Raw genomic sequence first — 25011 nt, 5'->3', positions numbered from 1 at the left:
CAGCACATTGACAGGCGGATTAGAGAGCCAGGTCGGCCTCAAACTCGCCGGCTTCGAGGCGCTTCTTCACATCCATGAGGAAGCGAGAAGCATCTGCGCCGTCAACCAAGCGGTGATCGTAGGACAGCGACAGGTAGACCATCGAGCGGATCGCGATGACGTCTGCGCCGTCGATACCCTTCATCACGACGGGACGCTTGACGATCGTGCCGACACCCATGATCGCGGTCTCGGGCATGTTCAGGACGGGCGTGTCGAAAAGGGCACCGCCGGAACCGGTGTTCGTGACCGTGAAGGTAGAGCCAGACAGCTCGTCGGGACCGATCTTGGAGTCGCGCGTGCGCGCCGCCAGGTCATTGATAGACGCTGCGATACCCGGGATGTCCTTCTCGCCCGCATTCTTGATGACGGGCACGAGCAGGCCACGCGGCGTGTCAACAGCGATGCCCACGTGCTCGTAATCGAAGTACGTGACCTCCTTGTCGTTGATGGTCGCGTTGATCTTCGGGTGGTAGGCCAGAGCCTCCGTCGCGGCCTTCACAAAGAAGGGCAGGAAGGTGAGCTTCGTGCCGTGCTTGGCCAGGAACGCGTCCTTCGAGCGAGCGCGAAGCGCAGCAACCTTGGTGACGTCGACCTCAATGACAGTGGTCAGCTGGGCGGCGGTCTGCAGCGACTCCACCATGCGGCGGGCGATCGTCTGACGCAGACGCGACATCTTCTCGGTCGTGCCACGCAGCGGCGAGGGCTCGCGGACAACTTCGACCTTTGCGGCGGGAGCCGGAGCCGGAGCAGGCGTGGCAGCAGCGGCACGAGCGGCTGCGGCGGCGGCCTCAACATCCTCGCGGCGCACGCGGCCACCGACGCCGGTGCCCGACACAGTGGCCAGGTCAACGCCGAGGTCGCGGGCAAGCTTACGCACGATCGGTGTCACGTAGACGCTGCCGGTTGCGGTGGCCGGCGTCGCAACGACGGGAGCGCCAGTTGCGGCGGCAGCCAGAGTCGACGCGTTCGGGAACGGATCGACGGGGGCGGCAGGCGCAGCCGGAGCAGCCGGAGCGGCCGGGGCGGCAGGAGCAGCCGGAGCGACAGGCGCGGCGGCAACGGCAGGGGCTGCAGGGGCCGCTGATGGAGCAGTCTCGGAGATAATCGCGACGACCGTGCCGACCTCGACGGTCTCGTCCTCGGGCACGCGGATCTCCGCGAGGAAACCTGCGACGGGAGCAGGGACCTCGGAATCCACCTTGTCGGTGGAGACCTCAAGCAGCGGCTCGTCGGCATCGATGGCGTCGCCCACGGCCTTCAGCCACGTGGTGACGGTGCCCTCGGTGACGGACTCGCCCAGAGCGGGCATGCGTACCTCGGTGCCCTGAGCGGGCGCGGTGGCAGGAGTAGCCGGAGCAGCTGCCACGGGAGCCGCCGGAGCGGGAGCTGCCGGGGCGGCGGCAGGAGCAGCAGCGGGGGCCGAGGCCTCGGACGCGTCGCCAATGCGCGCGATCTCGGTGCCGACCTCGACGGTCTCATCCTCGGGAACCAGGATCTCGAGGAGGACGCCGGCGACGGGGGAAGGAACCTCGGAGTCAACCTTGTCGGTGGACACCTCAACGATGGGCTCGTCGAGTTCGACGGTATCGCCGACCTGCTTGAGCCACGTCGTAACGGTGCCCTCGGTGACGGACTCGCCCAGAGCGGGCATAGTCACTGACGTTGCCATGTGTGTTCTCCTAATAAAAGCTGTATCAGTTGTGGACGTGAAGGGGCTTGCCGGCCAGCGCCATAGCTGCCTCGCCGAGCGACTCGTTCTGGCTCGGGTGCGCGTGGATCAGGGACGCGACGTCCGAGGGGTACGCCTCCCAGTTCACCATGAGTTCGCCCTCACCAATCTGCTCCCCGATGCGCGCGCCGATGCCGTGGAAGCCCACGATCGGACCGCCCTCAACCGAGACCAGCTTGATGAGACCCGACGTTGCCAGGATAGACGACTTTCCGTTGCCGGCGAGGTTGTACTCGACCGTGCGCACCTGATCGCCGTACTTCTCGCGGGCCTGCTTCTCCGTCATGCCGACCGAGGCAATTTCAGGTTCGCAGAAGGTCACGCGCGGGATGTTGATGTCGGCCTGCATCGTCGGGTTCAGGCCGGCGATCTCTTCGGCGACGAAGATGCCCTGCATGAAGCCACGGTGGGCCAGCTGGAGGCCGGGGACGATGTCGCCAACCGCGTAGATGTTGCCCACGCCGGTGTGCAGACGATCGTTCGTGATGACAAAGCCGCGATCCAACGTGATGCCGACTTGCTCGTAGCCCAGGCCTTCGGTGACGGGGCCGCGGCCAACGGCGACCAGGAGAACGTCGGCGTCGAACGCCTTGCCGTCCTCGGTGGTCACGTGTACGCCCTGATCGGACTGTGTCGCGGAGGCAAAACGGGTCTTCGTGTGGAACTTGATGCCGCGCTTGCGGTAGGCGCGCTCGAGCTGCTTGGAGATGGCCTCGTCCTCGTTGTTGGCGAGGTGGGGCAGGGCTTCGATGATCGTGACCTCGGCACCGAAGCTACGCCACACGGAGGCAAACTCGAGGCCGATGACGCCGCCGCCGAGGATCACGACAGAGGAGGGAACCCAGTCCATCTGGAGCGCCTGATCGGAGGAGATCACGCGGCCACCGATCTCGAGGCCGGGGATCGAACGCGAGTAGGAGCCGGTGGCCAGGACGATGTTGCGGCCGGTGATGCGCTGGCCGCCCACCTCGACGGTGTTGGCGTCAGCGAGGCGACCCCAGCCGGAGATGAGTTCAACCTTGCGGGACTTGAGAAGCCCCTGCAGGCCCTTGTAGAGGCCAGCAATGACCGAGTCACGGTACTTGCCGACCTGGGCCATTTCGATACCGTTGAAGGTGGAGTTGACGCCGAACTTCGCGGACTCGCGCACGGCCTCAGCCGTCTCGGCGGCATGCAGGTACGCCTTCGTCGGGATGCAACCGCGGTGCAGACAGGTGCCGCCCACCTTATCGCCGTCGATAAGGGCGACTGTCATGCCGAGCTGTGCCGCGCGCAGGGCAGTCGCATAGCCGCCGGAACCCGCCCCCAGAATGACAATGTCGTAGGTCGATTCGCTCAAGGTAGATAACTCCTCGTTGATGAGCTTAATGCTCAGATGGTTGTTTTCATGACGGGCCTCACGGTCCATATAGGCCCATTGTCCCACGTTTGTGTGATGCTGTCCCACAGGTCGGTGGGGCGGCTTGGTGCATCAGGCCACACGCATCGCATTCCTCGCGTTATCATGCGGAACGCGGTGCGACACAACGGACCTATCGGTAGGATCAAAGCGTGCATGAACAAGACGCGACTCCTGATGTTGGCGACGCTCGCGATAAGCGCCCTCCCTCCCTGGGGCTTGGGCGCATTATCATTGCGTTGTTTTGGCTCCTGGGGGCCTGGATTTTTGTAACGGCTATCGTCGATCTCTTCCATGGGCAGGGCAAGCCTTGGGGTCCGCAGATCGTTGCACTCCTGGCGGGCGTCGACTACCTCGTCGCCGCGACGGCCCTGACCCACAATGGCAAGCGCATGCGACAGGTCGGCTGGGTGACCATCGGTCTGTCGATCGCCGTGCCGATCATCCTGTGGGTTGCTTCCCTCGGCTTGGACGAACTCAACGTTGCGCGCTCGGCGTGGACCGGCATGGGCGCGGACTTCTACTATCTGCCGTTACTCGTCTCCCTTATTGGGGTCGTGTGGATGTGGCGTTCGAATCCGCGCAGGATCGTGTCGCTCGCCGAACAGGTTGAGCGCTCGAGTTCGCCGTGGAAGGGGCACTGACCACAGTCTCGTCCCTGAGGTGATCGCGCGTCACGAGGCCCGGCGGAGTAATCCGACCCGGGCCTCGTTCCTGTCTGCGGTTTCTTGTCTGCCAGCGGCTAGACGCCGCCCGGGAAGCCCAGCTGACGCCACGCCTCGTACAGGACGATCGATGCTGAATTGGCCAAGTTGAGTGAACGCACGCCCTCGCGCATGTGGATGCGAATGCGTTTCTCTACGCGCGGGTGGCTCATCGCCTCCTCGGACAGGCCCACCGATTCGCGCCCAAATAGCAGGCCGTCGCCATCCGCGTAGGACACGTCCGAATACATGGCGCTCGCATGCCCCGTCAACGCCCACACGCGTCCCGGAACCTGCGCGAGCGCGTCGTCCAGGGATTCATGCACCATGACGTGCGCGAGGTCGTGGTAATCCAGCCCCGCACGGCGCAGCTTCGCATCGTCCATGTCGAAGCCCAGCGGCTTCACGAGGTGCAGCATGGACCCCGTGCAGGCCGACAGGCGGATTGCCGCACCCGTGTTACCGGGGATCTCCGGCTCCCAGAAAATGATGTGCAGCATGTTCTCAGGCCTGGTGTGTGACGGTCAGGGTGGCGCGCGCAATCGTGTGCTCGAGCGCCGCGAACGAGGCCATGGCGGGGGTCGCGTCGTCATCGAGGCCCAGGGTGTCCACGTCGAGGGCGTGCACCGTGAAAATGTAGCGGTGTGGGCGGTCACCGGCGGGCGGCGCGGCACCGAAATAGGAGGCCTCGCCCGCATCACCGCGCAGGTGGAATGCGGGACCGTCGAGGGTTAGGTCGGATGCGCCGGCACCCTCGTCCAGGTGCGTCATCGATGCGGGGATATCCAGGATCGCCCAATGCCACCAGCCCGAGGGGATCGGGGCGTCTGGGTCGAAGCAGGTCAGCATGAAGCTTGCCGTGCCCTCCGGGAACCCCTCCCACGCCAGGTCGGGGGAGAGCGAGCCTCCGCGCGCGGTGGCCGCCTCCGGCATCGGTGTGCCGTCGGTAAGGGTGGACGAGGTTAGGGTGAAGCTGGGCAGATCGATTCCCTCGAAGGGGGCGGGTGCTGGGGGGCGAGTATCGATGTTCATGTGTGCTCCTTTTCTCTCCTCTCCATTGTTGCGTATGAGATGGGGAACGTGCGCTCGGGACGCAGGTGTGTGAGCGGGGTTCTACACTTCCCATATCGAACAGATGTTCTATATGTGTTGGGGAAGGAGGAGAGGTGTCCAACGCGCGCGTGCGCCTGCGTAAGGCCCGCGAGGCCTTGAGTCGCGCCGAAAATTCGGTCGGTCTGCGTGGTCGACTCGACGTCGAGGAGAGGTATTCGATGGGTGGGTTCGTTCCGGTGCTCCTGGGTCCGCAGAAGAGGAGGCAGTTGATTCGGCTCCTCATTGATGTCTGCCCCTCTGAGGGATGGGTTGGCGTATATGGCGTGCGCCATATCGGATGGGAGTGGGCGCAGCGCCAGGGGATGGACTTAGAGCGCGTGCTGGTCCTGAATCCTGATGAGGAGGCGAACGCGGGGCAGCTGTGCGCGCTACTTCTGGAGGGGTGCGACGTCGTGTGCCTGGATCTTCCCCAGCTCTCCCGTACCGAGCAACGAACCCTGGCGGCGCGTGCCCGCTCTCTGGGGCGCACCCTCGTGACACTGCGCATGTGGCCGGGACTCTCGCGCGACGCAGCAGGAGCGGGGAGTATGCGGCTGGTGGTCTAGGTGCGCTACATGGTCTTGTGGATTCCTGACTGGCCTGTCAACTGCCTCGTGGTCGACCTGCCCCCGGGTGGTGTCGGCGCGGTTGTTCATGCTAAGCGCATCGAGGTTGCCAGTGCATCCGCCCGGCGCTGCGGTGTGCGGGCAGGTATGAGTGTGCGCGAGGCGACCTACCTGTGCCCGGAGCTGATCTGCTTACCGCGTGATCCGGACCGTGAGGCCCGCGCTTTCAACGGTGTCATCGATGCCTTCGACACGGTCGCTGCCGGTGTCGAGTGCCTGCGCCCGGGGTTAGCCAGGTGTCGGGCGCGCGGCCCCGCGCGCTGGGCGGGTGGCGAGGAACAGGCAGCCTCCCTACTCGTTGATGCGATTGAAGAGGCTGTGGGTGTCGAATGCTTCGTCGGTATTGCTGACGGGCCGCTGGCCTCGGTGGAGGCCGCCAGGGCGGGGCGAATTGTGCCCGCCGAGGACACGCGATTCTTCCTGTCAAGGATCGGTCTGTCCTGCGCTCTGGGATGCGTGCTGCCGTCGATGCGAGATCGGACTTCTGCCACCGTCGACCTCCTGGCGAGCCTGGGCATCACCAGCTGCGCGGATCTGCTGCAGCTCGGACGAGGCCCCGTCCTCGAACGCTTCGGCGACGTCGGTGAGCGGCTGTGGATCCTGGCCTCGGGAGGCGATGCCGCCGTGTCGTCCAGCGAGCGCGCGCAGGCGGATATTACGGTCGAGTACGACATCGACGGTGGGGGAGAAAGCGTCCAGACCATGACGGTCCCCGTTATCCGCGCAGCCGAGGAGCTCGCTGGCCGACTGTATGGTGCCGCTCTGGTGTCGCACACGCTTCGTATCGACGTGGAGGACGGCGGGGGCGGCTCGCGCAGCCGCACGTGGAGCGGGTGCGACCTGTCGGTGCCTGCCGACATCGCCCTGCGCGTGCGGTGGACTCTCACAGGGTGGATGGCGTGCGACCAGGGACCCTCCGGCGAGGCCCGCTTAATTCGCCTCACGGCCTGCGACCCGTGCCCTGGAATCGGCTCCTCGGCCCTGTGGGGGCGCAGCAACAGGAAGTCAGATGTGTCGCGCAGCGCCGTGCGGATCCAGGGACTGGCGGGGCCGGACGCGCTGCTGGTCCCGCGCGTGCAGGGCGGGTACGATCCGCGTAGCCGCATCGTCATGGCACCCTGGGGCAACCAGGAGCCGCTGCGCTCTCGTGCGGGTGCCTGGGAGGGGGCCGTCGCCGAGCCGCCGTCCACCCTCTTCGACACTCCCATCCCCGTGCTCCTGGTCGCAGAGCCGGGAGCTGGTGGCGACGTGCGCGTCGACCAACGCGGATCATTGACAGCGACCCCCGCCTACCTCCTCACCAAGAACGGCGGGGAGGGGTTACCGGGTCGGCTTCTTCCCTCGGGTGAGTCTTGGGAGCGCTCGCAGTACTCGCCCCAGCTGTGTGCCGGTCAGCGTTGCAGAATCCGCGCTATCGCTGGCCCCTGGCCCGTGGGCGGGTGCTGGTGGTCGGGGGAGCGCGCCCGCGCCTACATGCGGGCCACGCTCGAAGATGGACAGGTAGCGCTTCTCGTGTGGAGTGGGGGTGAGTGGATGGCAGAGGGCCTTGACAACTGACGGTGACGAGTCCAGCGGCCGTGCCGTAGACTGAAAGGATGGTGACCCACGAGTTCAGCGATATCCTCGCATCGATGTCGGACGATGACATCATGGCCCTCGTCGGCCCCGCCACCTGGGCAAACGGCCTGCGTTTGGAACGCAATGGAGCGGTGAAAGAGCTGCTCTGGGACCAATCCGAGGACCATCTTGAGGCCCGCGTCAAAGACAAGGGACTGACATATCGTGTACGGATCGCCCACGGTGCGCTTCGCCCATCACTCGCATGCGCCTGTTCCTTGCGTTCGGATTGTCCGCACGCCGTGGCGGTGCTGATCGCTGCGCGCGCCGAGGCGCTCGAGAGCAGGGGGGCCGTGCCCGAGTGGAGTCGCGTCCTCGAGCAGGTGCTGGGCATCTCTCGTGAGCGCGGCGGGGATCCGCTGGCACTCGTTATCGATGCGCACGATCCGAGCGTGGCGGTGTCGTTGATCCCGCTGCGCAGGGGAGCCTCGTCGGCGTGGAGTGCGAAACGGGCGTCGTGGCTGGACCTGACGGCGACGCAGTGGGAGTCGGTGACGGATGGTTTGGATCCGACTCACGTGTCGCTGCTGCGCGAGGGGTATCGGCTCTCGCGTGAGTCGCGTTCGTGGCATGCGCGCACCGAGGTGACGCTCAGTTCACTCGGCGAGCATGCGTACGCGTGGCTCGCGCGCCTGGTGCGCGCGGGGGTGGAGCTTTTTGCGTCGGTGGACGGACGTGAACCTTTCGTACTGTCGCATGCCACGTGGGATGCGGATATTGACGTGAGGACCTCCGAGGAGGGCCTTGAGATGCGGGTTGTCGCTCGCAACGGCGATCAGGTCGTCGCACACCCGCGCATTGACCGCGACACGGGGTTGCTGTTGCTTGACGGGGGGATGCGCGCCGCGCGCATCGAAGGCTTGAAGGCGTTGGAAGGGTTCCCGCTGGATCGACCACTGGTTGTTCCAGCCGCAGATGTGGCGGAATTCCGCGGGACGTGGCTGACGGCGCTACGTCGGCGTTTCGTCATGAGTTCTTCAGATGGGAGCTTCGACGCCGATGCGACACCGCAGGTCACGGTTGTGGGCACGCTGCGTTGCGACGAGAACTCCGTCGTCGTGCACTGGTGGGCGGAGTACGAGGAGGGGCGCTCGCGCTCGCGTGCACCGCTCGCCCACAGCATGGGGGACGAGGCTGTGGCCACCCTCGCGGATCGCGTCAACAGGTGGGGAATCTCGGTGGGAGCAGACCTGTGGACGCCGTTGCCGGGTTTGGGGCGCATCGACCCGTGGCGCGTGCCGGAGTTCCTCTCAACCGTCGTTGATCGCGAGAGCGTGGACGGCCTCGTGTGGGACGTCGCGCAGGATGTGCGCGCCATCGAGGTGTCGCAAGACGGGATGGATGTGGACGTGTCCGTCGAGAGCACGGAGTCGGATTGGTTCGATCTGAACGTGCGCGTGCGCGTTGGCGACCATCTGCTGAGCGTACGTGAGGCGTTGGAGGCGATCGCACGCGGTGACGACTATGTTGAGGCCCACGGTGTGTGGGTGCGTCTGGACGGCCCGCGCATCCGCGCGCTGGCTACTCTGCTGGACGAGGCTCGGTCCCTTGCGGGGTGGGAGGGCGAGGGCCTGCGCCTCACTCCCGTGCAGGTGGGCCTCTACGAGCTTTTCGAGAAGCAGGCCGACTCAGTGTCGCTCTCGGCGTCGTGGCGCACGCGTATCGCCGCGCTGCGTGGCGAGCACTCGGACAATGGGCTGGCTCCCATCCCTGCCCTGGCCTCGCTTCTACGCCCCTATCAGCGGCACGGGCACGCCTGGCTGACCTCGCGTCTATCCGCCGGACTGGGTGGGGTCCTGGCCGACGACATGGGCCTGGGCAAGACCGTGCAGATCCTGTCGGCGATCGCGTCCCTGCGCGCGGCGGAGGTGGGGAGCGGCCCGGTCCTCGTGGTCGCTCCTACCTCGGTCGTGGGTGTGTGGGCGGAACAGGCCGCGACGTTCACGCCCGGCCTGCGCGTGCGTTGCGTCGCTGAGACTGCCGCGCGACGAGGAACGACGATCCGCGAGGAGGCCGAGGCCTGCGACATCGTCGTTACCTCCTATACGTTGGTGCGCCTCGAAGCCGAGCAGTGGCGCGAGGTCGCCCTGTCCGGCGTCGTCATCGACGAGGCGCAGGCGGTCAAAAATCCTCGCACGGCAATATACCGCGCACTGCGCGACATGGATGCCCCCTGGCGTCTGGCAGTGAGCGGCACCCCCATCGAGAATTCCCTGGGCGACCTGTGGTCTCTTCTGTCCTTGACATGCCCGGGGCTGCTGCCCCCGTGGGAGGCCTTCACCCAGAAGGTGCGCAGACCCATTGAGGGCGGGGATCCCGACATGCTCGCGCGCCTGACCTCCTACGTTGCACCCTTTATCCTGCGGCGCACGAAGGAACAGGTGGCCACCGACCTGCCCGACAAGATCGTCGACGTCGTGCGCGTCGAGCTGGGCAGGGAACATCGCCACATCTACGACCAGTATCTGGCCCGCGAGCGCGCCCGCATCCTCGATTTGCTGGTGGATCCGGACGCGAATCGCATGAGCGTTCTGGCATCGATCACGAGGCTACGTCAGCTCGCGCTCGACCCGGCCCTGGTGGAGGAGTCCTATGCACATGTGGGGTCGGCGAAGGTGGAGTACGTGGCGGACCGCCTCGACGAGATCGTGCCGCTGGGCCACCGTGCGCTGATTTTCAGCCAGTTCACGTCGTTCCTGGCGCGTATTCGGCACGTGCTGGAGCGGCGTGGCGTGTCGGTTGTGCAGTTGGATGGCTCGACCCGCAACCGGGCGGAGGTTATCGAGCGCTTCCGTTCGGGTGAGGCACCGGTGTTCCTCATTTCTCTCAAGGCGGGTGGGTCGGGCCTGACCCTGACGGAGGCGGATTATGTCTTCGTCATGGATCCGTGGTGGAATCCGGCTGCTGAGGAGCAGGCGATCGACCGCGCGCACCGCATTGGTCAGACGAAGAAGGTGAATGTCTATCGTCTGGTTGCCGCTGATACGATCGAGGCGAAGGTTGTGGAGTTGCAGGACCGTAAGCGTCGGCTCATTTCCTCGGTGATGAATGGGACGGGTGCCAGTGCGTCACTCAGCGCCGCGGACCTGCGGGGGCTGCTTGGCTAGCGCTCGGTCGGCTTGTTGCGTCCGGGGCGCACAGCGACCTTGAGGCCGGCGCGCGAGCGTACGGCGTCGAGCGCGGCGTCCACCTGGGTGAGGGGGAACTCGTGGGTGATGAGTGGGGACAGGTCGAGCGCGCCCGTTGAGAGGGTGGCGACGGCGGCCGCGTAGTCCTCCAGGGTGGCGTTCGCGCTACCCGAGATGGTGAGCTCTCGGTAGTGGATGAGGTTCGGGTCGATCTGGGCGAGCGTTCCTGCGGGGAAGCCCGCGAAGCAGGAGATGTAGCCGCCAATGGCGGTGCACTGGGCGGCGATGGGGACGAGGCCGGGATCGCCCACCGCGATGATAACGACGTCCGCGCCAGCTCCACCGCTCCACTCGCGGACCGTCGCGACGAGTTCATCGCCCTGTGAGGCGGTCACGGTACTCGCGCCGAGGGCGAGCGCAGGATCCAAACGCGCGGGTCGCCCGCACGCCATGACGGACGCGCCCGCGGCGGCAGCGAGCGCGCAGTGGATGAGGCCGATGGGGCCTGTGCCCAGGATGAGGACTCGCGAGGTTGAGGTGATGGGGAGGCGAGTTCGGGCACGCAGGCAGCATGAGAGGGGTTCGGCCAGGGCCAGGAGTGGTGGCGCAATTTCGCGGGCGCTGGGGGTGATGCATGCCAGCGCCCGTTCGGGTACGCGGATAACGTCGGCGAGTCCTCCGTCCACTCCGGTTCCAAAGAGCGCCATGTTCGCGCAGACGTTTGAACGTCCGGCCGTGCAGGGTACGCAATGGCCGCAGGCGATTTCCGGGGCGAGGCCCACCTGGGTTCCCGGTGCGGGCGCGTCGATTCCGGGGCGAAGGTCCACGCCGAGCTTCCACACGCGCGCGGCGATCTCGTGGCCGAGGATCACGCCGGGGGTGACGCCGTGCGTCTTTTGTCCGGTGACGATACGCAAGTCCGTGCCGCACAGAGTCGTGGCTTCGACTCTCAGGAGGACGTCGCGCGGCCCCAGGATTGGCAGTGGGCGGCGAACCAGGGTGAGGGAGCCGGGGGAGGGAAGCGACGCTGCGAGCATGGAATCCATGCGACCAGGATAGGGCTTGTAGATCTCGGAGGAGATTCGGTTGTACGGAGGCAATGCGGGCCAACACAGCATTATCGAACATATGTTCGATATGATGGGTGGGTGACCAATGAACCCCGATACGCCGAGCTGCACGCTCACAGTGCGTTCACCTTCCTGGAAGGCACCGACGAGCCTGCGGACATGGTCACGCAGGCTTCACGCCTGGGCTTGGATGCTCTCGCTATTCTCGACGTCGACGGCATGTACTCGACTGTGCAGACCACGATGGCGGCGCGCAGCTGCGGCCTGCCGATTGTCTACGGAGCCGAGATCACCCTGGACCCGAGCACGCTGCGAGCAGTCGTTCCAGGCGCTCAGGCGAGTGGCTGGGGACTCGCCCCCGGCGCGGAGGAGCCAGGTATCCGCCTCCCCATCCTGGCCTCAAGCCCCCACGGCTACGAAAACCTCGTCGGCATGATGAGCGAGCGCGCGCTGTCACAGACAGGGGAGCGCGCTCCACGTTTTACCCTCGAGGACGTAAACGAGGCTGGCGCTGACCTGCTCATCATGACCGGGGGGAGGCGCGGACCCCTCATGCGCGCCCTATACACCGGTGGTCCCACATGGGCGCGGCGCATGGCCGGTGCGCTCGCGGAGGCGGTTGGAGGGGTGGATCGCCTCCTCATCGAGTGGCAGGCAGCAGCCGGAGACGGCCTCGACGCGGGAGACACTCTCGCCGAGCTTGCACAGGGGATGGGGGTTCGACTGCTCGCCACGACGGGTGCGCGAATGTCTGTGCCTTCCAAGCGTGCCCTCGGTGACATCCTTGCGGCGACCCGTCTGCGTTCCTCATTGGACGAGGCCGTGGCTCACCTCGGAGCACATCGGCCCTTCCTACGTTCACCCGCAGAGATGGCCCGTCTGCATGCCGCTCACACCGAGGCACTCGTGCACTCCTGCGAGGTCGCGGAGGAAGCGTCCTTCGACCTGCGTCTCGTCGCTCCCCGGCTTCCGCGCATCCACGTCCCAGAGGGATACTCTTCTGGCAGCTGGCTCGCCTATCTCGCTCACGAGGGGGCCCGCGAGCGCTACGGCCCGCGGGAGGAAGAACCGCGGGCCTGGGAGACGATTGACCGCGAGCTAGGCATTATCGAGCGCCTCGGATTCGAGGGGTACTTCCTGATCGTCAAGGAAATCGTCGATTTTTGTTGCCAGCGCGGCATCTTGTGTCAGGGGCGGGGCAGTGCCGCAAACTCGGCTGTGTGCTTTTGCCTGGGCATCACGGCGGTGGACGCGGTGCGCCACAACCTCCTTTTCGAGCGCTTCCTGTCGGACGCGCGCTCGGGGCCGCCCGACATCGATATCGATATCGAGGCCTGTAGGCGTGAGGAGGTTATCCGGCACATCTACGACCTCTACGGGCGCGACCGCGCGGCACAGGTCGCTAACGTCATCACCTATCGACCACGTTCGGCGATGCGTGACGCGGCGCGGGCGCTGGGATACCCGGCGGGCAGCGCGCAGGCGTGGTCGCGGGGAAAGGGGGAAGTGCCAGCACTCGTTGGCGACGCCGCCCGGGCTCTGTTGCGCCTGCCCCGGCACATGGGTATCCATTCGGGCGGTATGGTGCTCACCGACCAGCCGGTCTCTCGTATCTGTCCGGTGGGATGGGCTGCCATGGAGGGACGCACGGTGTTGCAGTGGGATAAGGAGGATTGCGCGGACGCTGGTCTGGTCAAGTTTGACTTGCTCTCCCTCGGTATGCTCACGGCGCTGCGCGTCGCCTTTGACGAACTACAAGCTGACGACATTCGAGCGGATGGACCGGCGAATCCACGCTTGCGCGGGTGGGCACCACGTTCGCTGCGTGGACGCCGGGATCAGCCTCTGGGGTTGCATACCCTGCCAGAAGAAGACCCGCGTGTCTACGACCTGCTCTGCGCCGCCGACACCGTGGGTGTGTTTCAGGTCGAGTCGCGCGCGCAGATGAATACGCTGCCGCGCCTCAAACCGCGCTGTTTCTACGATATCGTCGTCGAAGTAGCACTCGTGCGCCCCGGCCCCATTCAGGGGCATGCGGTCAACCCCTATCTGCGTCGGCGTGCGGGACGTGAGCCGGTCACCTACCTGCACCCGCTCCTCGAACCCGCGCTGCGCCAAACCCTCGGAGTGCCTCTCTTTCAGGAGCAGCTCATGCGCATTGCCACGGACGCCGCTGGCCTGTCTGGGGCACGCGCTGACCAGCTGCGCCGAGCGATGGGTGCCAAGCGTAGCCTCGAGCGCATGGAAGCCCTCAAGGGAGAACTCATGGCGGGCATGGAAGAACGCGGGATCGACACGCTCACGCGCGAACGCATCTTCGATCAGCTCAAGGCCTTCGCGGACTTCGGTTTCCCCGAGTCGCACTCTTTTTCTTTCGCGCACATCGTCTACGCCTCCGCGTGGCTCAAGGTTCACGCGCCCGAGCATTTTTATGCGGCGATTCTCTCCTCCCAGCCGATGGGTTTCTACTCGTCGGCGACGCTGGTCCAGGACGCGCGCAGGCACGGAGTGACGGTCCTGGGACCCTCGGTCAACGACTCTTTCCTGGACACGGGCGTGCAATGTGCACCCGGCGTTCCCGGGGAGCAGGAGTATCGGGAGGGCCGCCCCGACCCACTCCCGTCGCGTCAGGTCATTCCCCTGGACGTGGACGAGGAGCTGGTGGTGCGCATCGGATTATCGTCGGTACGAGGCCTGGGGCGGGCTGCCGAGCGCATCGTGAGGGTGAGAGAAACGGGAGCTTTTTCCTCCCAAGCGGACCTGGCGAACCGCGCCCACCTGAGCGCATCGGACATGGAGTGTCTCGCCATGGCAGGAGCACTGGAATGCCTGGGCATGGGCAGGCGCGAGGGAACCTGGGCCGCGGGGGCGCTGGCCGCGCCGACTGCGCGGCGGGGGGAATGGCAGCCCTTCCTACCGGGTACCGAAGTAGGCACCCGCGTCCCCGACTTGCCACCTCTGACGCACACCGAGCAGATGTGCGCCGATATCGAGACAACCGGACTCACCCCCGGGAAACACCCCTTCTCTTATCTGAGAGGGGATCTGCCTCCCGGCGTGTTGCGCGCTGCAGAACTCGGCGCCCACCTTGACGGGAGGATCGTCGACGTGGCTGGGCTGGTCACGCACCGACAGCGCCCCCACACCGGCGGCGGCGTCACTTTCCTGTCCCTCGAAGACGAGTCCGGATTCGTTAACGTCTCGGTGGCTGTGGGTACCTGGAACAAATTTCGACGCATCGGCCTCGAGTCGGGTGCCCTGCTCGTACGTGGCACGCTCGAGTGGGGTGACGGCGCAGTCAACGTGCGAGCCTTCCGGCTCGCTCCCGTGCATCTGCCCATCCAGGTGCGCTCGCGCGACTTCCGCTAACGTCCCTCAGCAGCCGGCCGGCATGAGAAGCGCGCGAAGATCCTCGACCGTCTCGCACACAACCTCGGCGTCATCCAGACCATCCTCCGTCGCATACCCCCAACCGACACCGATGACGGGGATGCCAACCTCGTGGCCGCCGCGCACGTCCCAGATAGAGTCGCCAACAATGACGGGATGCGACACGTCCGCACCCATCGCGCCCAAGCGAGCCACGGCCTCGTGAATGACCGTCGTCTTCGATGACCCCGGATCCGGCGTCGCCCCCGCGATCACGTCGAAGGCATCCGCAAGGCCCAAATGCTCCATCTGCGCGATCGCCATCGGTGTCTGCTTGGATGTGGCCGTCGCAAGGGGAACGCCCGCATGGTGCAGATCCCACAGCAGATCACGTACACCGTCGAAAGGCTCAGGATCAAGATAGTGGTCCATGTAGCGTTCCCTGTAACGCGAAACCAGATCCGCGCGCAGCTGCCCCGAATAACCCAGGTCGCCAAACGAGTACCACAGGGGAGGGCCAACATAGGTACGAAGGCGCTGATCATCTGGAATCTCCAGTCCAAAGTCTGACAATGTGCTCCGGAATGCTCCCATGATGACGGGCGCAGAATTAACAATCGTCCCGTCAACATCAAACAGCACAGCAGAAAAAGTCAACGACATAAAATCCCCTGGTTCTTGGTGCTTTCTTAGTCACTATGCCCTATTATCCCGAGAGAAACACACGAAACGACTATGAGAGAGGCACACGTGGAATCGCGAGCACGGCTCACCCCGATCGTTCAAGCCAATAGCGCGCGTGCAGCCGCGTGGCGAGTCTTCTTCGAGGCGTCCGGACGCCTGCAGGGAATCCTCGAAACACGCCTAAAGCGCGCCTACGGCGTATCTATGCCCGACTACAACATTCTCCTGGCACTGTGGGAGGCCCCCAGCCATCGCTTGCGCATGGGTGAGTTGGCTGATCGCGTCGTCTACTCGCCGTCGCGCGTGACCTACCTGGTCTCTAACCTCTCCCGCGACGGCTGGGTCGAGCGCATCCCTTCCAAGGTTGATCGCCGCGGCTACGACGCATGCCTGACCACTCAGGGAATCCAGACTGTGCTTGCTGCCACAGAATTGCATCAGCAGACGGTGGCTGAGTATCTCCTAGACGGCATGACGGATGCCGATATCGAAGCAATTGCAAAGGTTTTCTCGACATTGGACTCCCGCCTGAAGGGCGAAAAAACCGATTCCTAGTTTCGATTGGCGCATGTCGATGTAATCGTGTTAAGCTTCTACTCGCTTGCGGATCACAACGGTTCGCACCGATCACCTGCGCGGGTGGCGGAATAGGCAGACGCGCTAGCTTGAGGTGCTAGTCCTCATTTTACGAGGGTGGGGGTTCAAGTCCCCCTCCGCGCACGAAATGCCCCGGGGCCGAAAGGCCCCGGGGTTTTCCATATCAACCGTGAGGAGACGCTGTGCGAATTGATATGTGGCTCGACACGTGTGACCCGTGGAGCTACCTGGGCCTACGACACCTGCGCACCGCCATGTCCCGCTGTGAACACAGCACCGAGATGGAGGTCTACCTGCACGCCTACCTGCTCGACCCCGACCTGGAGGCAGCGCTCGACAAGCCACGCATCGTCGCTCTGGTTGAATCCGGGGCTGCCAACCTGGAAGAGGTAAACGAGGCCGACGAACGCATGCGGGCGCTGGGTGCTCGAGAGGGCATTCGCTTTGACTTTGACTCCCTCATCATCGCTCCTACCTCCCGTGCGCACCGGGTTATCGCGGCCGCCCACGACGCCGACATCGACAACGACACGGTCGCCGGCCCGGACTCTCTCCACCTCAAGGTCGCCGAGGCGATTATGCGTTCCCACTTCGAAATGGGCCTGGACATCTCCCATCCCGAGGTGCTCATCGGCTGCGCGCAGGACATTGGCATGCCGCCCGACCTCGCCGCACTCGCTGTTGGCGACGAGGAATGGGCCTCGCGCGTCTACTCCGACTATCAGATGGCGATGCACATGGGGGTGGCCTCGGTTCCCACCTACGTCATGGATTCCCAATTCCTCGTCGACGGACATCAGACTGTCACAGCATTTTCCAACATCCTGGCCACTGCCTGGGATAACGCACGAAAGGACCACGCATGAGCGAGAAGGACACCACGGCCTCGTCCGTCCCAACACCCGCACCCAGCCCGATGGAGCTGGTCCTGCAGTTCCACCACACCTACTCCGTCCCCATCCGTCCTTTCAGCGATCCGACGCTGGACTACGAGCGCATGAACATGCGCATGAGCCTGATCGCCGAGGAGTTCGCCGAACTTATGGGCGCAGTCTACGGCCCGCGCGCACGCGCGATCATCGAGGCCGCCACCGCCGAGGCCGTCGCCGCCGACGAGGGGGAACGCGATGTTATCGAGGCCGCCGACGCCCTGGCTGACCTCGTCTACGTCGTCTACGGCATGGCCATCGAGTCGGGGATGAACCTCGATTCGGTCCTGGCCGAAGTACAGGCGTCGAACCTGTCCAAGCTCATGCCCGACGGATCCGTCAAGCTCCGCGAGGACGGCAAGGTCTTAAAGGGACCGAACTTCTTCCAGCCCAATATTGCGCGCGGCCTGGGCCTTGAGAGTCACACCGACAGAGGGGAAGCGGACTAAGGTCCCTATCACGCGCATTTGAGGGCGTGAGATGACACAATAGACGCGGTCCATTCAAAAGGAGGAATGTCATGGCACGCGTCGCAGTCATCGGCGGAGGATACGGAGGCGTCACGGTCGCCAAGGGGCTTGACCCCCTCGCGGACGTTATCCTCATTGAGCAGAAGGACCAGTTCGTCCACCACGCGGCCGCGCTACGCGCCGCCGTTGACACGGTGTGGGAACACGCGATCTTCATGCCTTACACGAATCTCCTGAGCCGCGGCCAGGTCGTGCGAGGCACCGTCTCCGCCGTCCACGGAACGACCGTTCACGTATTCGGTCATGACCCCATCGAGGCTGACTACGTCGTCTTCGCCACGGGTTCTACCTACCCTTTCCCGGCCAAGTACTCCTCCTACCGTTCCTCCGTCGCCAAGGCGCGCCTCGAGCAACTCCACGAGAACCTCTCGCGTGCCCGCTCCGTCATGATCGTTGGCGGTGGCACCGTCGGCATCGAGCTGACTGGTGAGCTCGCCAATGCCTTCCCCGGGTTGGACATCACGATCGTCGAGGCCTCGGACCAGATCCTGGGCACCCCCGGCTACACCGACGCCCTGCGCAATGAGATCAGCGAGCAGCTGGCCACCCTCGGCGTTCGCGTCGTCACCGGCTCCGAGCTGGCCTACCTGCCCCCTCAGAACGTCGGCGACCTCGCGCACTTCATGGTCGAAACCAAGAATGGCGAGGTCATCGAGGCCGATCTCTGGTTCCAGTGCTACGGCGCACGCGCCAACACCGGGTTCCTGATCGGCAGCGAGTACGAGTCCGTCATGCACCCCAACGGCACGATCCGGGTCGAGCCGACCATGCAGGTGGCGGGACACTCCACCGTCTACGCTGTCGGCGACCTGACCGACGTGCGCGAGTCCAAGCGCGCCGACGCCGCGCGCCAGCAGGCCCGCGTTGTCATCGCCAACATCACCGCGCAGATCGAAGGGGAGGAACCCGACGCCCACTACGTTCCCACGAAGGAATGGGTCATCCTGCCGCTGGGCCCGAACATGGGTGCCTCGCAGCTGCTGGATTCCGACGGGCAGACGCGCATCCTAGGTGCCGATCAGACGGCGGAAATCAAAGGCACGGACCTCATGGTGTCCGTTATCCGTTCGCAGCTCAACCTGCCCTGAAAAAGTGTGCGTCCTCACGGTAGACTGTGACCTATGACTGGAGATGCCCGCCGCGCACTGACGCGCCTGCTCAACGCTTTCGAGAACCACTTCGACATCGCACGCGATGGAGACGAGGCTGATGACGCCGCGCTCGAAGCCGCCGAGCTGGCGCTGCGCGACGCCTTCTTCACCTACGACGATATCCTCTTCACCCAGCTGGGCGTGGAACTCCCTTTCGACATCCTCGATGAGATTGACGAGGATGACTACGACGAAGATGATGAGGACTACGACGATGAGGACGAAGACGAGGACGACGACTTCATCGAAGTCGATGACTGAGACCAATCAGTCTCGCACGCGCATGAGGCGAGGGGTCGAACCACACGGTTCGGCCCCTCGTTCGTATCTGCAAGCTGCTCGCCGCTACTGGGCAACCTCGGAGAGTACCTCGCGAATCGGGGCGGGCAGCGGCTCCGTGTACTCCAGGAGGGTGTCGAGCTGTCGAGTTGTTCGCGGTCCAATGAGAGCCGAGGAGATGCCCGGGTAGTCGCGTACCCACGCCAGGGCGACGTCTCCCGTGCGGCGATCCAGGCCCGAAGCCGCGCGGTGCGTCGCTTCGATAACACTGTTCGCGAAACCCGACAGGTAAGGCTCAACCATGTGACGAAGATGCGGGGAAGCAGCACGCGAATCGGCGGGGGTCGTGTGGCGGTACTTGCCCGTCAGGGCACCGCCTGCCAGCGCCGACGCGGCCAGAACGCCAACCCCCCTGCTGGCAAGTTCCGCTACCGTTGATGCGCAGGCAGCATCCACGAGGGAGAACGGGAATTCGACGAGCGTGATCGGCGCGCTGACACCCACGACACCACGAGTGACCGCCTCGGCCAGTTGCCAGTGAGACGAACGCGACAGACCCACGTAGCGGGCGCGCCCGCTACGGTAAGCGAGGGTCGCCGCCTCCAGGGTCTCCTCCAATGGCACCTCCGGGCGCGGCTCCACGAGCCACACGTCCACATAATCCGTGTCCAGTCGCGCCAACGCATCATCCAGGCTGCGCAGCAGATCCCCGCGTCCGGCCGCGCCCACCCACGCGCCTTCAGTCGCACGGCGCATCCCTCCGCGCCACGCGAGAACCACGCGGTGCCTGCCCACCGACGCTACGGCCTCGGACACGACGTCCACGGCCATACCGTCGCCGTGCGAGGGGGAGCACTCGAGGAGGGAACCGCCCGCGTCGACGAAGTGCGTGAGCATTTCGAGGGCCTCAGGCGCATCTGTATCGCGCCCCCACGTCAGGGTCCCCAAACCGATCGACGACAGGTATAGGCCGCTACGTCCGCATTGCTTCGAATCCATGCCCCCTAGCCTAGCCGAGTCCGAGCCAACCACTGTGCATGCTCCGTCGGCATCGGGGGAGTGGTTCCCCCAAACACCGGACACAGTGAGCGCACACCACACCAATTACACAGCGGATTCTTGCGCGCAGCGAAGGAATCATTGGCGATGTCGGAGGCGATGTGCGTCCATAGGTCATCGATGTGACGCTCAAACGCGCGAATATCATCGGCGACCGGATCAAAGGTGATGACCTGACCCGCGCGCAGGTAGACCAGCTGCATGCGGGCCGGCAGCCTCTTCGTGCGGGCCAAGAGCAGCGCGTAAAAGCGCATCTGGTAGAGTGCTTCGTCCACGTAGCGCGGTCCGGGGGCCTTGCCAGTCTTGTAGTCGACGACCCGCAGTCGCCCATCGGGGGCTGCGTCGATGCGGTCGATGAAACCGAGCAGGCGCACGCCACCCGCTGTCGTCGTCGTCACGCGCTGCTCGCGCGCGGCCGGGGCGATCCACTGCGGCTGCTCGATGGCGAAGTAGCCGTCAATGACCCCGCGCGCGTCCTCAAGCCACGCCTGAAGGTCCTCCTCATCGGTGAAAAGATCGGCAATCGCAGGGGTTTTCGCCACGACGGCCTCGTAGGCGGGGGCGACCCGTGAGCGGGCAGCTTCAGGCGTACGCTCGTGCGGGGCCAGTCCGAACAGCTCTTCGAGGACCGCGTGGACCACCGTGCCCAGCGCCTTCGCGCGCGTCTCGGGTTCGCGGTAACCGTCCAAGACATGCAGACGATACTGGAGGGGGCAGCGCTCGTATTCCTTCGCGCGCGAGGCCGACAGCGCGGGATCCCACGTACGAGGACCGGGGGAGGGGGCAATCAGGTCTGTCATGAACACCACGCTAACCCTCACCACCCCCATTTGTGTCCTGGCAGGGGCGGGGAGGCCCAAGGCGCTATTCTTTACGTAATGACTATTCAGCGTAATAATTCCGAAACGGCCACTGACTTTGGCCAGCCCACCCGCCGAGGCCCCTTGACCGAGGGCGACCGCGTTCAGGTTCGCGACCCGAAGGGACGCTTCCACCAAGTGATCTTGGTGCATGGCGGACGCTTTCAGTCCAACCGCGGTGGATTCAACCACAACGACGTTATCGGCCGCCCCGACGGCCAGGTTATCGTGACCGACGAGGGGCGTCAGTTCCAGATCCTGCGTCCCCTTCAGGTTGACTATGTCATGTCGATGCCGCGCGGTGCGGCGGTTGTCTACCCCAAGGACGCGGGCGTCATCACCCACATGGGCGATATCTTCCCGGGTGCCACGGTCATCGAGGCTGGGGCCGGGTCGGGTGCCCTGTCCATGGCGCTTCTGGACGCCGTGGGACCGAGCGGACGCCTGATCTCCGTCGAACGCCGCCAGGACTTCGCAGACATCGCTGCGGCGAACGTGGACCTGTGGTTCGGACGCCGTCATCCCGCGTGGGATCTGCGCGTCGGCGACGTGGACGAGGTGCTGTGGGCGGTCGATGAGGGGAGCATTGATCGCGTAGTCCTCGACATGCTGGCCCCCTGGGAAAACATCGAGGCCATCACGCATGCGCTCATTCCCGGCGGCGTTCTCGTCTGCTACGTCGCGACGGTGACCCAGATGTCGCGCCTGGTCGAGGACCTGCGCGCATCCGAACGCTTCACAGATCCGATCGCGTGGGAGGATATGCGCCGCGAGTGGCATCTTGACGGCCTGGCGGTGCGCCCCGAGCATCGTATGGTCGCTCACACCGGATTCCTTGTGGTGACTCGTCTGCTCGCCCCTGGCGTGACGCCGCAGGAGCGCGCGACACGCCCAGCCAAGGCTGCCGAAGGCCAGGGCGGTGCGTGGGACGACGAGCAGGACTGGTCCCTGGAGAAGGTCGGCCAGCGCGTGAACTCTGAGAAGAAGGTCCGCAAGGTGCGCCGCGACGTCGTCGCGCAGGCAGACACGTGGGCGTCGCAGGGACGCGAGGCTCAGACCAATGAGTGAGGTCGAGCAGCGCCAAGCACTCGAGCGGCGCGTCATCTCGCTCGAGGAAAAGAACGGTCGCCTCACCAGCGCACTGACGGCGGCCCGCACCGAGCTGATTCGCCTCCAGGGCGAGTTGGCGGATGTCTCACGCCCGCCGCAGACGCTCGCGACCTTCGTGCGTGCCTTCCCGGCCGCGCGTCAGATCGAGGTCGTTTCGGGCGGTAAGCGCATGCGCGTGGCCGTTGCCCCCAAGCTGGACGTCACCGATCTGTCGTACGGGCAATGGGTGCGCCTAGACGACACGATGATCGCCGTCGCCGCTGATGACTTCGCGCGCAGCGGCCAGGTGGTGTCGGTCCTCGAGATGGTGGGTCCGGATCGCGTGCTCGTCGCCGCCGAGGGTGGTGCGGAGACTCTGTTGGAGCTGGCCGGACCTTTGCGCCACGGCAACCTGCGCCCCGGGGATTCCCTCGTCGTGGACACGCGCTCCGGCATCGCGCTTGAACGCATCGTGCGCGAGGACGTCGAGCAGCTGCTTACTCCCGAAGTTCCCGACGTGACTTACGCGGATATTGGCGGCCTGGACGCCCAGATCGCGCAGGTGCGCGATTCGATCGAGATGCCCTTCAACCATCCCGAGCTGTACCGTCAGTTTGGCCTGCGCCCGCCCAAGGGTATCCTGCTGTACGGCCCTCCCGGCTCGGGTAAGACACTCATCGCCAAGGCAGTCGCGAACTCCCTGTCCAAGCGCGGCGGTGCTTCGACATTCTTCCTGTCGATCAAGGGACCCGAGCTGCTTAACAAGTTCGTGGGGGAGACTGAGCGCCAGATCCGCGCGATCTTCGCCCGCGCCCGCGCGCTTGCGGCAGGCGATACCCCCGTCGTCATTTTCTTCGACGAGATGGAGGCGCTATTCCGCACGCGCGGCACGGGTGTGTCCTCGGACGTCGAGACGATGATCGTCCCGCAGCTATTGGCCGAGATGGACGGCGTCGAGTCTCTCGACAACGTTGTCATCATCGGCGCCTCCAACCGCGCGGACATGATCGACCCCGCCGTCCTGCGCCCCGGGCGCCTCGACGTGCGTATCCGGGTGGATCGCCCCGACCGCGCGGGCGCGCTCGACATCTTCTCGAAGTACCTGACGCCCGCCGTGCCCATCCACGCGGCGGAGGTTGCGCGCGCCGGCGGTATCGACGAGGCCGTGGCCGGGATGATCACGCGAGCGGTCGACGCGCTCTACACCCGTGACGAGACGACTGCGCTTTTCCTCGCGACGCTGGTGAGCGGCGATCATAAGCGCATCTACCTGGCGGACCTTGTCTCTGGCGCACTCATCGCAGGTATCGTGGAACGCGCGAAGAAGTATGCGATCAAGGACGCGCTCACCGGGCAAGCAACAGGACTGACCATGGAGCACCTGCTGCGCGGCGTACACGAAGAAATGAACGAATCGCTGGAGTTGGCCGCGACCTCTTCGCCGGAGGACTGGGCCCGCACGAGCGGACTCGCGCCCGAGATTGTCAGCGTCAAGCCGATTGGAGCGGTGAAATGAGCAGCGAACGCATTATCGGAACCGAGACCGAGTACGGTGTGTACCGTCCCGGAGACGCCTGGGCCAACCCGATTGCCCTGTCCACCCGTGTTGTGTCCGCGTACGGCGAGATCTCTCGCTCCGGCTCGCCAGCCGATGGAGCGGGCGTCGTGCGGTGGGATTACACGGGTGAGGACCCCCTCAATGACCTGCGCGGTATGCGCATGTCGCGGGCAGCCGTCGACCCGTCGCTCCTCACGGACGATCCGTATCACCTCGCGCCTTCCGGTGGCTCCGAGCGCGTCGCCCGCCCCACGGCCGAGGAACTTGCCCTGCCTGCTGCGACGACCGCCGTGCTCACCAACGGTGCGCGTCTCTACGTCGACCACGCCCATCCGGAATACTCGGCCCCCGAGACCCTGGGCGCGCGCGACGCGCTCCTGTGGGATCGCGCGGGCGAGGTGATCGCCAGGCGCGTCATGGAGCGCCTGGCGGCACTGGGTGAGGAGCCCATCGTGCTCGTCAAGAACAACACGGACGGTAAGGGCGCGGCCTACGGCACGCATGAGAACTACCAGATGCCCCGCATCACTGACCTGGACACGATCATCCGAGGCCTGACACCGTTCATGGTGACACGCCCTGTTATCTGCGGCGCGGGCCGCGTGGGGCGCGGGCAGAAGAGCGAGGTTCCGGGCTTCCAGATGTCCCAGCGTGCCGACTTCGTCGAAAACGAGGTGGGCCTGGAGACGACCTTTAACCGTCCGATCATCAACACGCGCGACGAACCCCACGCCAACCCCGCGCAGTTCCGCCGCCTCCACGTCATCGGCGGCGACGGCAACATGTTCGACGTGTCCGCCTTCCTACGTTTCGGTACGACCTCCCTGGTCCTGTGGGCCATCGAGCAGGGCACCGATCTGCGCTGGGATTCCATCGTCATGGATGATCCGGTTCAGGAAACCTGGAACGTCTCTCACCATCCCGACCTCGACTACAAGATCAGCACGGCCGGCGGCTCCTACACAGCCGCCGAACTCCAGCAGGTCTACCTGGACCTGGTCCTGGATACCTTCGAGGAAACCGGCATGACTCCCACGGCGGCAGACCGGGAGATCCTCACCCTGTGGCAGTCTGTCCTGGACCGCATGCGCGCCGATCTCTTTTCCGTGGCGAGCGATGTCGAATGGGTCGGCAAGTACCAGCTCGTCAAGCGCCAGAAGGAGCGCGCGGGTCTGGAGTGGAACGATCCGCGACTGGCCGCCATCGATCTCCAGTGGGCGGACCTGCGGCCCAGCCACGGCCTCGTCTACCGACTCGCGAAGGCCGGGTTAGTGACGCGCCTCGTCTCCGATGAGGAAGTTGAGCGCGCCGCCGACGTCGCACCCGCCAACACGCGCGCCCACGTACGCGGCTGGGCCGTTGCGAACCGCCCGGACCTGGTCAAGGCCTCGTGGTCCTCGTTGGTCTTCGACCCGGGCGAGGGCGACCTGGTGCGTTTCCCGATCGCGGACGCCCTCGATACCTCCACCCGCTGACACGACGACAGAAAGAAGAACACA

21 protein-coding genes and 1 tRNA gene are annotated in these 25011 nt (G+C 65.3%); 14 read left to right on the top strand and 8 right to left on the bottom strand.

Annotated elements, in window-relative coordinates; translation table 11 throughout:
- Positions 1-19: 19 nt before the first annotated feature.
- Both sucB and lpdA read right to left on the bottom strand, forming a co-directional pair.
- Positions 20-1711 (bottom strand): 2-oxoglutarate dehydrogenase, E2 component, dihydrolipoamide succinyltransferase, encoded by a 1692-nt coding sequence (gene sucB / locus HMPREF1136_RS08970; protein WP_009649045.1) that lies wholly within the window; start codon positions 1709-1711, stop codon positions 20-22.
- 25 nt (positions 1712-1736) lie between these two features.
- Entirely contained in the window at positions 1737-3110 is a 1374-nt protein-coding gene (lpdA, locus tag HMPREF1136_RS08965) for a dihydrolipoyl dehydrogenase (RefSeq protein ID WP_034505651.1), read from the bottom strand.
- Between the two features lie 212 nt (positions 3111-3322).
- Here lpdA and HMPREF1136_RS08960 point away from each other — a divergent pair, with 212 nt between their 5' ends.
- Complete coding sequence (locus tag HMPREF1136_RS08960) at positions 3323-3814, top strand: hypothetical protein (protein ID WP_009649059.1); 492 nt, start codon at positions 3323-3325, stop codon at positions 3812-3814.
- A 98-nt stretch (positions 3815-3912) separates the two neighbouring features.
- Here HMPREF1136_RS08960 and HMPREF1136_RS08955 read toward each other — a convergent pair whose 3' ends face one another.
- Positions 3913-4374 (bottom strand): tRNA (cytidine(34)-2'-O)-methyltransferase, encoded by a 462-nt coding sequence (locus tag HMPREF1136_RS08955; RefSeq protein ID WP_009649011.1) that lies wholly within the window; start codon positions 4372-4374, stop codon positions 3913-3915.
- Positions 4375-4378: 4 nt separating this feature from the next.
- Positions 4379-4906 carry a YbhB/YbcL family Raf kinase inhibitor-like protein gene (locus HMPREF1136_RS08950; protein ID WP_009649062.1) on the bottom strand — a complete coding sequence of 176 codons (528 nt, stop codon included), beginning with the start codon at positions 4904-4906 and terminating at the stop codon, positions 4379-4381.
- A 134-nt stretch (positions 4907-5040) separates the two neighbouring features.
- On the opposite strand from HMPREF1136_RS08950, the gene HMPREF1136_RS08945 reads away from it, so the two are divergent.
- Genes HMPREF1136_RS08945 through HMPREF1136_RS08935 form a run of 3 tightly spaced genes read left to right on the top strand, consistent with a single transcriptional unit; the run spans position 5041 to position 10316 of the window.
- Positions 5041-5532 carry a hypothetical protein gene (locus HMPREF1136_RS08945; RefSeq protein WP_009649061.1) on the top strand — a complete coding sequence of 164 codons (492 nt, stop codon included), beginning with the start codon at positions 5041-5043 and terminating at the stop codon, positions 5530-5532.
- A gap of 9 nt (positions 5533-5541) precedes the next feature.
- The gene (locus tag HMPREF1136_RS08940; RefSeq protein WP_009649041.1) at positions 5542-7149 is read left to right on the top strand and encodes a DNA polymerase Y family protein; all 1608 of its coding nucleotides are present in this window, start codon (positions 5542-5544) and stop codon (positions 7147-7149) included.
- A 38-nt stretch (positions 7150-7187) separates the two neighbouring features.
- Positions 7188-10316 carry a DEAD/DEAH box helicase gene (locus HMPREF1136_RS08935; protein ID WP_009649051.1) on the top strand — a complete coding sequence of 1043 codons (3129 nt, stop codon included), beginning with the start codon at positions 7188-7190 and terminating at the stop codon, positions 10314-10316.
- Here HMPREF1136_RS08935 and HMPREF1136_RS08930 read toward each other — a convergent pair.
- Positions 10313-11374 (bottom strand): zinc-dependent alcohol dehydrogenase, encoded by a 1062-nt coding sequence (locus HMPREF1136_RS08930; RefSeq protein WP_009649055.1) that lies wholly within the window; start codon positions 11372-11374, stop codon positions 10313-10315. The genes HMPREF1136_RS08935 and HMPREF1136_RS08930 overlap by 4 nt on opposite strands.
- A gap of 111 nt (positions 11375-11485) precedes the next feature.
- On the opposite strand from HMPREF1136_RS08930, the gene HMPREF1136_RS08925 reads away from it, so the two are divergent.
- Complete coding sequence (locus HMPREF1136_RS08925; protein WP_009649047.1) at positions 11486-14776, top strand: error-prone DNA polymerase; 3291 nt, start codon at positions 11486-11488, stop codon at positions 14774-14776.
- Between the two features lie 6 nt (positions 14777-14782).
- On the opposite strand, the gene HMPREF1136_RS08920 is transcribed toward HMPREF1136_RS08925, so the two are convergent.
- Positions 14783-15439 carry an HAD hydrolase-like protein gene (locus HMPREF1136_RS08920; RefSeq protein ID WP_009649040.1) on the bottom strand — a complete coding sequence of 219 codons (657 nt, stop codon included), beginning with the start codon at positions 15437-15439 and terminating at the stop codon, positions 14783-14785.
- Positions 15440-15511: 72 nt separating this feature from the next.
- Here HMPREF1136_RS08920 and HMPREF1136_RS08915 point away from each other — a divergent pair, with 72 nt between their 5' ends.
- From HMPREF1136_RS08915 to HMPREF1136_RS08890, 6 genes are all read left to right on the top strand, one after another.
- A complete protein-coding gene (locus HMPREF1136_RS08915; protein ID WP_442852136.1) occupies positions 15512-16015 on the top strand; it encodes a MarR family winged helix-turn-helix transcriptional regulator in 504 nt (167 codons plus the stop codon).
- Positions 16016-16093: 78 nt separating this feature from the next.
- Positions 16094-16180: transfer RNA gene (locus HMPREF1136_RS08910), tRNA-Leu, on the top strand.
- Between the two features lie 59 nt (positions 16181-16239).
- Positions 16240-16923 carry a DsbA family oxidoreductase gene (locus tag HMPREF1136_RS08905; protein WP_009649008.1) on the top strand — a complete coding sequence of 228 codons (684 nt, stop codon included), beginning with the start codon at positions 16240-16242 and terminating at the stop codon, positions 16921-16923.
- Positions 16920-17435 carry a nucleoside triphosphate pyrophosphohydrolase family protein gene (locus tag HMPREF1136_RS08900; RefSeq protein ID WP_009649020.1) on the top strand — a complete coding sequence of 172 codons (516 nt, stop codon included), beginning with the start codon at positions 16920-16922 and terminating at the stop codon, positions 17433-17435. The genes HMPREF1136_RS08905 and HMPREF1136_RS08900 overlap by 4 nt, the downstream gene beginning before the upstream one ends.
- A 71-nt stretch (positions 17436-17506) precedes the next feature.
- Positions 17507-18604: an NAD(P)/FAD-dependent oxidoreductase gene (locus tag HMPREF1136_RS08895; protein ID WP_009649058.1), complete on the top strand. Its 1098-nt coding sequence runs from the start codon at positions 17507-17509 to the stop codon at positions 18602-18604.
- A gap of 33 nt (positions 18605-18637) precedes the next feature.
- Positions 18638-18928 (top strand): hypothetical protein, encoded by a 291-nt coding sequence (locus HMPREF1136_RS08890; protein WP_009649043.1) that lies wholly within the window; start codon positions 18638-18640, stop codon positions 18926-18928.
- A gap of 84 nt (positions 18929-19012) precedes the next feature.
- Here the strand turns inward: HMPREF1136_RS08890 and HMPREF1136_RS08885 are convergent, their stop codons facing one another.
- Entirely contained in the window at positions 19013-19945 is a 933-nt protein-coding gene (locus HMPREF1136_RS08885) for an aldo/keto reductase (protein WP_009649014.1), read from the bottom strand.
- Positions 19946-19950: 5 nt separating this feature from the next.
- Positions 19951-20805, bottom strand: coding sequence for a RecB family exonuclease (locus tag HMPREF1136_RS08880; protein ID WP_034505648.1), 855 nt, complete (start codon positions 20803-20805; stop codon positions 19951-19953).
- 78 nt (positions 20806-20883) lie between these two features.
- Here HMPREF1136_RS08880 and HMPREF1136_RS08875 point away from each other — a divergent pair, with 78 nt between their 5' ends.
- Genes HMPREF1136_RS08875 through dop form a run of 3 tightly spaced genes read left to right on the top strand, consistent with a single transcriptional unit; the run spans position 20884 to position 24987 of the window.
- Positions 20884-21933 (top strand): tRNA (adenine-N1)-methyltransferase, encoded by a 1050-nt coding sequence (locus HMPREF1136_RS08875; protein WP_034505644.1) that lies wholly within the window; start codon positions 20884-20886, stop codon positions 21931-21933.
- Entirely contained in the window at positions 21926-23470 is a 1545-nt protein-coding gene (gene arc, locus HMPREF1136_RS08870) for a proteasome ATPase (RefSeq protein WP_009649038.1), read from the top strand. The genes HMPREF1136_RS08875 and arc overlap by 8 nt, the downstream gene beginning before the upstream one ends.
- The gene (dop, locus tag HMPREF1136_RS08865) at positions 23467-24987 is read left to right on the top strand and encodes a depupylase/deamidase Dop (RefSeq protein ID WP_009649056.1); all 1521 of its coding nucleotides are present in this window, start codon (positions 23467-23469) and stop codon (positions 24985-24987) included. The genes arc and dop overlap by 4 nt, the downstream gene beginning before the upstream one ends.
- Positions 24988-25011 lie beyond the last annotated feature (24 nt).

The sequence above is a fragment of the Actinomyces sp. ICM47 genome, from assembly GCF_000278725.1.
In the GTDB taxonomy this organism is placed as follows: domain Bacteria; phylum Actinomycetota; class Actinomycetes; order Actinomycetales; family Actinomycetaceae; genus Pauljensenia.
This window is presented reverse-complemented; position numbering and strand designations above follow the sequence as displayed.